Source organism: Legionella pelazae (assembly GCF_052527395.1).
Genome location: NZ_JBNVZS010000025.1, coordinates 1 through 11,193 on the forward strand (window position 1 = coordinate 1; position 11,193 = coordinate 11,193).

The following is an 11,193-nucleotide window of genomic DNA, read 5'->3' on the forward strand; positions in this document are numbered from 1 at the left end:
GAAAGAAAATACAAAGCAATATCAAATTAAGTATGGCAATAACTTTTTGGAATCTCGTTATAGTAAGCTCAAACAACTTATCAATCCAATAAGAGATTCCAGCCTAACAAGACAGCCTATGCCACCAAGGATTTGAAATCATGGGATGTTCAAGAAAGGGTAGTTTGATATCTAGTTGGTTGGCCATAGGAATGAAATGACTTTCATTAACCAGCTTTTAGGATTTACATTGGTTTTTGCAACGGAGTCAAATAACATTGTTCATCTCTAACTATAGGCCTTGACTTGGAAAAAAATGTAAATATTTTTCTAGAAAACTCGTCACCTAATAACACTTGTTTGCTATCTTTACTAGTCTGATAAGGAAAGCAATCGGGATTTATTACTACCTCTTTTTCCTTACCTGGAAATGGAAAAACATAAGAATAAATAGAACTTAATATTTCTTTAGGTAGCCTGCATAACTGAGATGTTTCACCTGTAGGATTTACATAACCTTTATGAAATTGAGCGCATGTTATAGTAGATTGCTCTAATAAAAATTCGTCAATTTTTTGCAAGAGAGGTGTAGCACCTAAAGTCAGTTTTGTTTTTACTTCAATCAACTTTATACTTTTAAGTGCAATTTCACCATAAACCGTACCATATTGATTAGCATAACAAGTACCACTGAGAATGTTTCCATCTGGTAGAAGTTTAAGTGTAGAAGCAGGCTTATTAATTAAGTTCTTAAGGCGTTTTCCTAAGGAATCACGAAGCACTATTTCACCATAAACCGTACCATATTGATTGGCATAACAAGTACCACTGAGAATGTTTCCATCTGGTAGAAGTGCAAGCGTAGAAGCAGGCTCATTAACTAAATTCTTAAGGCGTTTTCCTAAGGAATCACGAAGCACTATTTCACCATAAACCGTACCATATTGATTGGCATAACAAGTACCACTGAGAATGTTTCCATTTGGTAGAAGTGCAAGCGTAGAAGCAGGCTCATTAACTAAACTCTTAAGGCGTTTTCCTAAGGAATCACGCAGCACTATTTCACCATAAACCGTGCCATATTGATTGGCATAACAAGTACCACTGAGAATGTTTCCATCTGGTAGAAGTGCAAGCGTAGAAGCAGGCTCATTAACTAAATTCTTAAGGCGTTTTCCTAAGGAATCACGAAGCACTATTTTACCATAAACCGTGCCATATTGATTGGCATAACAAGTACCACTGAGAATGTTTCCATTTGGTAAGAATGTGAGTGTAGAAGCAGGCTCAGATATGAAGTTAAGCTTATCTAGTTTATACTTTAAAATATTTTCAGATATAATCATTAGTGGCTTTCTTTTTTCTGAATATATAAAGCTATTAAGTAAAACAGTCGCATCTTTATCTTCATTCTTTAAATAAGGTGGCTTAAATAAATCTGTAACATCTTTAAGATCTTTTTGGAAAAAGGTTAAATAGTCTCTGAAAGATATATCATCATCCTTTTTCATTCTTTGGATTGGCTGGGTTTCTAAAAATTTTTTGAGCAAATAAATAGAAAGAACTTTACTTTTTTTGAGATTCTTGGAATTAAGTAATTTTAATAATTTATCTTTTTGCATTTGCACTCATTATATTATTTACCTACAATTAGATTAAACATTTTGACCTTAGCAAACGTTAAGTGTGTTCATTATAAAAGGCTGCGTTAAAAAAATGAATATTAATCTATAATAGCCATTTTTTATAGAGCCAATCATGCCTATAAATCCAAAGCACAAAGCTATACATAGTAATATTAGTAAATAGAAAGTATGATATTAGTCTAAGTAGAGATAAATTATAAATGACAAAAAGGGTCGTTTAATAAGGCATTATAAAAATTTGATAAATCAGACTTTGGAAAAATATTTAACATATTTTAATGATGAAAGAGAAGGGTTGTACTCTCAAAGCTTTCTAAATCTATTTTTGATCAACATCGAAACAACTTGCCATTTTGGAATTAATTTTATATATCCACCTATGATTAGATATTACTTAAGGGATTGAGATATAAAATGAAGGATAAACTAGCTAAAAGCGCGCAAAGTGTTCAAAGTGCGTTACTAAGTAGAGGATTACATTACAAGGTTTTAGAGCTTTCTGAGAGTACAAGGACCGCTGAGGAGGCTGCCTCAACAATTGGATGTGCGGTTCCTCAGATTGTGAAGTCACTAATCTTTAGAACAAAAATAACTAATCGTCCTGTTTTAGTGTTAGCTTCCGGACAAAACCGCGTAAATGAAAAAATTATTAGAGATCATGTCGGTGAAAAAATATGTAGAGCAGAGCCTAACTTTGTACGTGAAATTACAGGATTTGCTATCGGCGGTATTCCTCCTATTGGTCATAAACAGCATATCGATTTAATATTTATTGATAAAGATTTATTAACCTATGATGAGATATGGGCTGCTGCAGGTACGCCGAATGCCGTGTTTAACCTAACAGGTCAAAATTTATGTGAGTTAACTGGCGGTACTGTATTATCAATAAACTAGAGGGTTCAATTCAACTATTATGAAAATTGTAGGCTAAACAATTTCAATATTAAAAATTAAATAAGTTTATAACCTTAAAATGTATGACTTTGTTGCAAAAGTTAATTTTGTAAAAATCAAAAAATAATTTTCACGTGTATAATCTCAAAAATCTAAAACAATTAATTAAGCCCCAAAGTAAGAGTAAAAATAATTAAATTTGACTTCAAAAAATAAATTTTTTTTAGACCTAGCGAGTCAAACATCACCAAATTAAATATCGTAATAACCCACTTAAATCCGATCAGGGAAAACTCAAGCGACTTATTAATCTTAAGAGTGGATTTCAATCAATGAAAACCGCTTATGCCACGATTAAGGACTTTGAAATCATGCGTGTGTTTAAAAAAGGACAATTTAATAAATGGATGGGTGGCAATCGAAATGAGGTATCTTTTATTAATCAGTTGTTTCATCTTGTCTAACTGAAATGTAATAGTTATCAAGTCGCTGCTCTTTCATACTTTACTTTGAGTTATTTAAATCTTCCAATCGCTTTCTGAAATTTGTATATTTACTTGCAAGTAACTTAAACATAAACCCTGTAATGATTGTGTGATCCATTTTAAATTTTGCAAAAAAACGCTGAATTCTTTTATAGCGTGAATTGATATTAGAATTTGAAGAAAAAGCTACAGTAATTTTACTCAAATTTATTGTTCTTGCTACATACAAATAAGGCAACTAATATGCACACAAAATGATTTAATCTAGCCTTGTTACAAACAAGATTTTCCCCTAAATTCGCTTCAACTCGATGTTTTTATCCATAAAACCCTATTTTAGTCATATGAAATCATTTTAAAATGAGCTATTTCTTATTTATTTACTCTTCCTAAAAAATTCTTCTATGCAAAGCGATAAAGGAATTTTGAATTTATTCTTAATATAATGTTAATAAATCTTAGTTACAATGCATCAATTTAAAACAAGTTGATGTATATTCGAATGATTTCAAAACAAAAAATTTCAAGAGAAATTTATTTATTAAAATTAGAAGAAGAGAAATTAAATAAAGAGGCTGAAGAAATAAGTAAACTTCGGGCAGAAATAATTAATTTCTATAAAGAAAATTCCAATGCAGATGACACTAGGTTTGAATTACTTCGCAGAAAAGAAATAGAACATTCTATAAAGAAAAATCAAATTATTCATAAACTACGCTCGCTTATGTTACTTAAAACAGTACTTAAGCAAATAAAAGAAAATAAATCTCCAAAATTTGAGCGGATTGTCATTGGCGGCGGTGTAGCTAGCACTATGCTTTATGCTGAATTTCCAGAGGAATTTCGTAAGCATGTATTAGTCATAAATGATTTAGCCAATCCTAACACTTGGCTTAAAGAAGGTCATAGAATTATGGGGCAGCCTAGCGGTATTCAAACACCACAAGTTTTTAGCTCTCACTCGGATGATTTTGTATTGAATCATGAGATGAAAAGAAATCCATATCAATATGTTATTGCGAGCGATTTTCAGAAATCACTTGTCGAAACACAAAACGATCTTGACATGGCAGTACTCAATGCAAAAATGCTAAAGTTTGAAGATAAAAAATCATGTTCCTCGGAAACTTTATATTCATGGCAACATATCGATTATCAATATAGAGTTTCTGTACAAATTGAAGATGAAGTTTTATATTTTTATACCGCTTCCATTGATTTATGTATTGGCTTAGGAGCGCCAAATACTTTTACTCATGCTCAAATCAAACCTGAATTAGAAAGGAAATTAATAAGCAATGGCAAGCTTGTATATGCACAAGATGGAGAATATGAGCTGCACGGTGAAGTAGTCTTTATTGGTAGTTCAGCAATTAATGCGGCTTGGATTGCGGAAATCGTTTATGGCTCACAGCCTCAGGCAACTATTAAATATTGGGTAGCAGTTGATGGTCAAGGATTTAATAATGTTAAAGCGTTAAATCGGTTGATAGATACAGCTACCAGTCAAGTAAATCTTGCATTGGGCAGAGTCACCCAAATAGAAGAACTCTCTAATGGCAGACTTCAACTAACTTTTGATGCACCTGATAATCATATTGGCAATCATCTGGATCTAACGGGGAAAAAAATTATCTGCGATCAAGTAGTTTATTCCTCTGGGCAAAAGCCGCATTCCCTAACTACTGGATTAAGTAATTTTGAAAGATGTATTTATGAGGGTGATAAATCGAGTCAAATACCATTAGGTACTCATTCAAAAAAAGAAGATGGTAGTATTTTTGTTTGGGGTGCAGCAGGAACCCTGGGAATTGGTTTAGATACGGCCAAAGAGCGCGAAGAGTGGAATAAGTTAGCGTTAAAACATGCAAAAGAAAATCTTCCTCATGAAACTAAGGCACCTGGCGGTATTTACCGCTCTTCTTGGACTATAAAAAATATGGTCAAGCAATTACAACAAAAATCTATGTTTCCTAAGCCAGCTCCAATTAACAAAGAGGAGATGGCTAGTGAAAAAAGAGCGGTAAATCAAGTAAGATTTGATGCTCATAAGTACAGTATCCCGGATATTAATCAGGCGCCATTAGACGAACTTATCACAGTACTTTCAGGGGCTGTTGAAGATAAATCAGAATGCAATAAATTTGCCCTTCTAATCATTAGACTTAGATCGGCAAGAAAGAGTTCTATTACCTTTGATTTACCAGGGATTCACGATATTAAACAATTGGAAGGTATATTGCCCGCATTAGCCCTTCTTGCTATACAGCAGAAATATTTTCCGTTTACTCCACTTCCGGTAGAGAAAAAAGCTGTTCTTAAGTCCGAAGATTATGAAAGAATTGCAAGTGGTAACATGAGATATCGTCCTCTCTCTTGGTTGAATCAAAGAAAAATAGGTGATTCATTTAGTTTTGTTTCAAATGTTTCAATTGTTAACTCTGACCCGGAACAAGAGATTGTTGATCCGCTTAATATAACAGTAAAATAAGAGCATTATGCTTAAATTAGAGGATAGATTGTGAGCTTGGAAAATTTTCTTTCATTATCTGCAGAAGACAACTATATATTTTCGCAGATCCTTCTTCATCTTCCCTCTACAGAGGAAGAAGTCGATGAGCCTAATATTAAAAATTTGGAAATAACTGATAAACTGTATTCTATTATTATAAATGCGCCAGAGAGCAGCTTATTTAAAATTGCACTTATCTATCCACTCATTAATCAAATATGTCAACAATCTATGTTTGACGATTATTGGGAAAGTTTATGGCGGCAATGTGGGTCAGGTTTACAAGAAGAAGCAAAAAATAACCAGGATACTAGGCATGAAAATGTACCGATGCCCACTCTTTCCTGCCTTGACTTACTAAAAGGTCTGTTTGTCTATCAGGTTTATTGTGATTTGATTAAAGATAAAGAAATGACACCAACATTATTTGATGAGGCAGCTGAATATTTGAAGTTAGCAGGACAAATTGGCTGTTTTTTTGCTTTAAACGAGCTATGTATTGAAGGATTAAAGCTATTAAGCAAGTATACTGATCAGTCGATTGCAGCTCAGATTTTATTTTACGCCCAACGTGCAGCCGAGTTATATTGGACACCTGGTTATTTATTATTGTCTAATGTGTATCAGGAATTATCTTCTTATCCATTGCTTTCTATAAATGGAGATGAAGTATTACAAAAGCAATTTTTCTTTAAAGAAGCTTTAAATGCATTGACTATGGCTCAACAATTAGAACAATATTCTTTTCCTATGATTTCCAATGCTTATCAAGGGAAAAGTATTTGGCAAGCAACGCAAGGACAATTGAAAAATTGGTTCCATGCGAAGATACGTTTACAAAAGATGTCTGGTAATTTATTAACGAATCTTGATTTCGAACGTACTTCTTTAGAAGCCAAGAAGGAAGTTGAGCAAATTAAAGCAAAATGGAATCTCATGGAGCAGAGTAATCCTCTAACGAGTCCTCGCTGCAAATAATATTAAAATGTAATCTAATGATTTTTCTGTTTTATCAAGCATTACCAGAAACGAAGAGCCCCTTTGCTATACTATAAATTGATAGTCAATTTTATTGTAGGATAAATTAACATGCCTCCTTTTCGAGATATTATTCTTTGTATAAAGGAGGGTGAAGTAGATAAACTTAAAGTTATCTTAGAGGTAAATAAAGAGCAAATAGCCTCTGTATTGGAAGAATAATGAAGCCTATCTGATGATGAATTATTGATGAAAAATTTCTGCGTTTTAAATGAAACAAAATTTACGAAGACCAACACGTATTTTTGTTAATATTTACTTAACCATTTTGTGTAATAATATAACATTATAGCTTCAAATTAGCTGCTTATTGCGGGAGAATTTGAAATGCCAGAAATTCCAAAAAAAATTCATTTCGTTTGGGTAAGTAAACCGGTTCCAAAGAAATATCTATTAAGTATTCTAAATTTAGCCCACTTAGCAAAAAAAAGCGGATTTGAATTAACTCTTTGGATGGACAAAGATAGCGACTTTTACAAGACAATTGCTAACAATGATATTTTTATTCCTCAAGGTTTGATTAATATAAGAAACATTGAAACTCTTTTAATGAAGGCAAGAAATGATCCTTTCTATAAAACACCTGAAATCCAAAACTTGGGTGGTGAAAAACAACTTGAATCGTACTTAGGAAGAGAAGCGGTAGGTAATGCCAATCCAGCAGCCCGTAAAGATTTACTGGTTCCTGAAATTCTACGGCAAGAGGGTGGGTATTATTTTGATACAGATACCATTTTCTTAATCCAGTTTGTCGATTTTATGGTTACACAATTACAATCAGATAATGCAGAGCTTGGTTTTAAGGCCGGTCTTGTGTTTGATAAATTCGCCAAATCTTTTTCAGAAGGAAATGACATTCTTGGCTCTGTTCAAAATCATGAAATATTAAAACAGCTTATCATAGATATATTTACCAGTTATAAACAATTTGATGAGCACACGTCCTTGCTTTCATTTTACGGGGTTCCAGATAAAAACAAAGATCTGAATCTGAATAAACATAAGCTAACATTGATGGATAAAAAGAGAAAAATCCAGGAAGAACGGTTAAACTCTGGTTATCTTACCGAAGACCGGTTTAACTTAACGATAAAAGGTTCTGGCCCTGAAGTTTTGTGTAATACTCTCCAAAAATATTCGAAAGAACATAGTATTGAGAATCCTCAAGCATTTACCTTTCCTACCGTAGAAGTACATGGAAGGCGACGTCTGAAGGGCAAAAGACAGGGTGGAGGTCTGTGTTTCGAGGTAATGGGCGTAAAAGTCCAATCAAATTCAGACCAGAGTTGGTTAAGGGTTGAGCCTGAAGAACATTTTATCCCAAAGAAGAAGACCAGCTTTGAATATCATACATCTCCGTCATTTTTCTCAAAAAAAAGATCAAGAGATAATGAACAAACTTCAGATAATGAACAAGCTTCCAAGAAAGTAAAAATGAATCCTGATGAGTAGTAGCCAAAATTTGATCTGACAATTTCCAAGCTGGTACGATGTTATCTAAGCAGGAAAGGCTATTGGACGCTGTTGCAAAAACTTGAATTCTATAAAAATCAAAAAAATATTTTTCACTTGGATATTGAAAAGTTTAAATTAGATGAATTAATTTTCCACCCAAATAGCCAAAACTATCAGATTTCAACTTCAAGAATCCACTTTCCAAAACTAAAAAATTTTTGCAATAGAGCCTGTTATGTCATCATACCTTTTTTAGTGTCAGCCGAAGCTTCTAGAGCATGGTTTGGTGAATTTTTTATGACATAGCACTGATGTAATTCATCTCTCTGATAGGAGCTTTGCGCTGGATTTCGTTTAACAGTGCCAACCACTTCTAAGCCATATTTTTCAGTAAAATCTTTTCTTGTAAAATGCAAAGGAGAAAGGCCTGCAGCAATGATTAATCCATTTTCGCTGAGCAAAGGTTGTATACGTGAGAAGTTTTCTTGTGCCTCGTTCATCCAAACTATTTCTTCATTAATAGGCCCTCCGGATAAGATGATTGCATCAACTTCTCCGCAATAATTGGCGTACTCTTCTGAAGTTGAGAAATCGGCAAGGGTTAAGTTGATCACTTCAATATCCCCGCTATGCATTTTTTCTGGATATCTTTCTTGAAATTGTTTCGTAGCAGTCTCACACTGAGAAGATGCAGGCTCTATTAAAATATACTTAAAAGGAACTTGATGCTTTATTAAGATATCTATAAGTTTACTTGCTAATCGCCCTTTTCCACCGCCAATGTCCATGATAATTAATTTCTCTTTTCCCTTAGCCAAGGGTAGCACATTATCTTCAAATCGTTGCTTCATAAAATCATCACTTATTTTATCATAATGGCTTTTTGCAACTGTTTCCTCTTCCCAGTCTTCAGCCCAGAATTGAGGGCTTTTTGGCTGTTTTGACGTACGCTTACACTTCTTAGATACAACTTCAAGATTCTCTTCTGGAAGCTTATTTATAAGTTGCTTAATTTGATCATCAAAACCACCTTTAACTAAAAAGTGAAGCTTTTGCCCATCTTTTAAAGCAAATGTGGCGATAAAGTCAGCCTGCCCAATCACATAAGGTATATGGCCACAAGTATCTGTTATTTTAATGGACGCGATTTGTTCATGATACGAGCCAACCAGCATCCTTATATCTTTTGGCTGTAAAGCTCTCTTGACAAAGTAATTCGATTTAAATTGGTTATCAACCTCAAAAATATTTTCCTTATTATTTAAACAATTCCTTAATTTCTTATCATCGTATTCTTTAGCCTCAAAAATTTGAAGACCTCGGTTACGTGCTTCCATACAACTTGTATATAATTTATCGATAAGCCCCGTGATGATTTCATTCTCATTAAGTAAAGCAGACATGATATATTCACTATAATTGAACTTTAAGCTCAATTATAGTACAAAAAGAAATTATTGCAGAGAAAAGCATAGCTTAAGTGTTGTGAACTTACACTTACGCTACATCAAGGCTTGTATCTTTAAAAGGTAAGCAAAAAAGCTTAATCTCAAGGGCACTTGGGATGGGAGAAGCGATCTTGAATCAAGGCAAGGCAAAAGCCTGAAGCGTAGAGTAGGACCTTCTCCCCACTTATCTACTGACTGAACAGTATCTTAGGCCAACCCCTCACAAGTAAACCTGTATTCACAAGCCTGGTCAATTGATAACTACCCCTAAGTGTTTTCACAAGCTATTGGAGATTGCATGGGTGAGTTGATGTTGCGAAAGCTAAATTTGATATCGCAGTTAAAGTTAATGGACGCGATAAGCAGTTGGTATTTAGCAATTGCCCTAAAGGTCATAAGGCGTTTGAAGGCTGGCTTAGTCAACACACACGATTGCCCTGGGTTTGTATGGAAGCAACGGGTCATTATAGTGAGCGTCTCGCTGATTTTTTAGTTAAAAAGGCAATTTGAGTCAGTGTCATTAATCCATTTCAAGTCAAAAATTTTGCAAGAGCATCCTTAGCGCGCAATAAAAATGACATCATTGATGCTAAAATAATTGCTCAATTTGGCCAACGGATGGATCCTCGCCTTTATCAAGCCATGCCTCCTGAACAAAAAAGAAATAAAAGAGTTAACAAAACTTCAAAAAGAGATTACTAAAATCGAAAAAGAAATAGCGAGTTTGGTTGCTAATCATAACCAACTCAATGAGCAGTTTAAGTTACTCAACACTATTACTGGCATTGGTAAGTTAACTGCCTTTCGTGTACTTGCTTTAATGCCTGATATTAATGCCTTTAAAACCGCCAAACAATTTGCCGCTTACATCAGTATTACACCTAAACACCATCAGTCAGGGTATTTCGTAGGGAGAACGACTATTCTGAGGGTTTGTATTAAATATGGTCTCAAAAGTATAGTTTGTAAAATAACTTATTTTTAATTAAACTAAGCTAAGTAAACTTAGTTTTTAGAAAATTTTATGCACCAAGTAAATATTCATGAAGCTAAAACTCACTTATCTAAGTTAATAGAAGAAGCAGTTCAAGGTGAACCTTTTATTATTGCAAAAGCAGGTAAGCCTCTTGTAAAAGTCACAGCGTTTACAACAGCCAGTCCTAAAAAAAAGCGTCTAGGGTTCATGATAGGTCAGCTAACTATACCGAAAGATTTTGATAGGATAGGAAGTACAGAAATAGAAAAGCTTTTTGACGGCAATTTATGAAAGTACTACTTGATACCTATTTAATTTTATGGGCAGCTGGTTTTCCCGAGGAATTACCAGCTGAAGCACGGCGTATTATTGAGGATGAATCAAACGAGCTCTTTTTTAGCGCTGCCAGTATCTGGGAAATTGCTATTAAAAGTAGCTTACAGAAGATTAATTTTCGAATTGATGTGCGAGTACTGCGGCGCAATTTATTGGATAATGACTATATTGAATTACCAATTGAAAGTGCTCATACTGTATTTATTCAAAATCTGGCTGCTATTCATAAAGATCCATTTGATAGAATACTTGTGGCTCAAGCTACGCAGGAAGGAATTACTTTACTTACCTCAGATAGTATTGTAGCTCAATATCCAGGTCCAATTTTGCAGGTGTAAATGCTGCACGCTATTCATATTAGTATCATTTAACGGTCGTTTTGCGAGACTATAATCGTTTCTTGAAAAATATAGTAAATAGG

At 33.9% G+C, this 11,193-nt stretch carries 9 protein-coding genes and 2 pseudogenes; 9 read left to right on the plus strand and 2 right to left on the minus strand.

Going from position 1 to position 11,193, the window contains the following annotated elements:
- Positions 1 to 224: 224 nt before the first annotated feature.
- Positions 225 to 1,601 carry a hypothetical protein gene (locus tag ACQUW5_RS15135; RefSeq protein ID WP_444992099.1) on the minus strand — a complete coding sequence of 459 codons (1,377 nt, stop codon included), beginning with the start codon at positions 1,599 to 1,601 and terminating at the stop codon, positions 225 to 227.
- A 438-nt stretch (positions 1,602 to 2,039) separates the two neighbouring features.
- Between ACQUW5_RS15135 and ACQUW5_RS15140 the strand changes: the two genes are divergently transcribed.
- The 5 genes and pseudogenes from ACQUW5_RS15140 to ACQUW5_RS15160 all read left to right on the plus strand — a co-directional run bounded on the left by ACQUW5_RS15140 (position 2,040) and on the right by ACQUW5_RS15160 (position 8,009).
- Positions 2,040 to 2,522 (plus strand): YbaK/EbsC family protein, encoded by a 483-nt coding sequence (locus ACQUW5_RS15140; RefSeq protein ID WP_444992100.1) that lies wholly within the window; start codon positions 2,040 to 2,042, stop codon positions 2,520 to 2,522.
- Positions 2,523 to 2,764: 242 nt separating this feature from the next.
- Positions 2,765 to 2,986 (plus strand): annotated as a pseudogene (locus ACQUW5_RS15145) (DDE-type integrase/transposase/recombinase); the annotation flags it as partial.
- Between the two features lie 523 nt (positions 2,987 to 3,509).
- Positions 3,510 to 5,498, plus strand: coding sequence for a hypothetical protein (locus ACQUW5_RS15150; RefSeq protein ID WP_444992101.1), 1,989 nt, complete (start codon positions 3,510 to 3,512; stop codon positions 5,496 to 5,498).
- A gap of 30 nt (positions 5,499 to 5,528) precedes the next feature.
- Complete coding sequence (locus ACQUW5_RS15155; RefSeq protein ID WP_444992102.1) at positions 5,529 to 6,497, plus strand: DUF5630 domain-containing protein; 969 nt, start codon at positions 5,529 to 5,531, stop codon at positions 6,495 to 6,497.
- Between the two features lie 387 nt (positions 6,498 to 6,884).
- Positions 6,885 to 8,009: a glycosyltransferase family 32 protein gene (locus ACQUW5_RS15160; RefSeq protein ID WP_444992103.1), complete on the plus strand. Its 1,125-nt coding sequence runs from the start codon at positions 6,885 to 6,887 to the stop codon at positions 8,007 to 8,009.
- Between the two features lie 236 nt (positions 8,010 to 8,245).
- Here ACQUW5_RS15160 and ACQUW5_RS15165 read toward each other — a convergent pair whose 3' ends face one another.
- Positions 8,246 to 9,415: a hypothetical protein gene (locus ACQUW5_RS15165; protein WP_444992104.1), complete on the minus strand. Its 1,170-nt coding sequence runs from the start codon at positions 9,413 to 9,415 to the stop codon at positions 8,246 to 8,248.
- A 564-nt stretch (positions 9,416 to 9,979) separates the two neighbouring features.
- On the opposite strand from ACQUW5_RS15165, the pseudogene ACQUW5_RS15170 reads away from it, so the two are divergent.
- From ACQUW5_RS15170 to ACQUW5_RS15185, 4 genes and pseudogenes are all read left to right on the plus strand, one after another.
- A pseudogene (locus ACQUW5_RS15170) lies at positions 9,980 to 10,057 on the plus strand (hypothetical protein); the annotation flags it as partial.
- Between the two features lie 10 nt (positions 10,058 to 10,067).
- Positions 10,068 to 10,445, plus strand: a complete 378-nt coding sequence (locus tag ACQUW5_RS15175) for a transposase (RefSeq protein WP_444992105.1) — start codon at positions 10,068 to 10,070, stop codon at positions 10,443 to 10,445.
- Positions 10,446 to 10,484: 39 nt separating this feature from the next.
- Positions 10,485 to 10,727 carry a type II toxin-antitoxin system Phd/YefM family antitoxin gene (locus tag ACQUW5_RS15180; protein ID WP_444992106.1) on the plus strand — a complete coding sequence of 81 codons (243 nt, stop codon included), beginning with the start codon at positions 10,485 to 10,487 and terminating at the stop codon, positions 10,725 to 10,727.
- Entirely contained in the window at positions 10,724 to 11,110 is a 387-nt protein-coding gene (locus tag ACQUW5_RS15185) for a type II toxin-antitoxin system VapC family toxin (protein WP_444992107.1), read from the plus strand. The genes ACQUW5_RS15180 and ACQUW5_RS15185 overlap by 4 nt, the downstream gene beginning before the upstream one ends.
- The last annotated feature ends 83 nt before the right edge of the window (positions 11,111 to 11,193 follow it).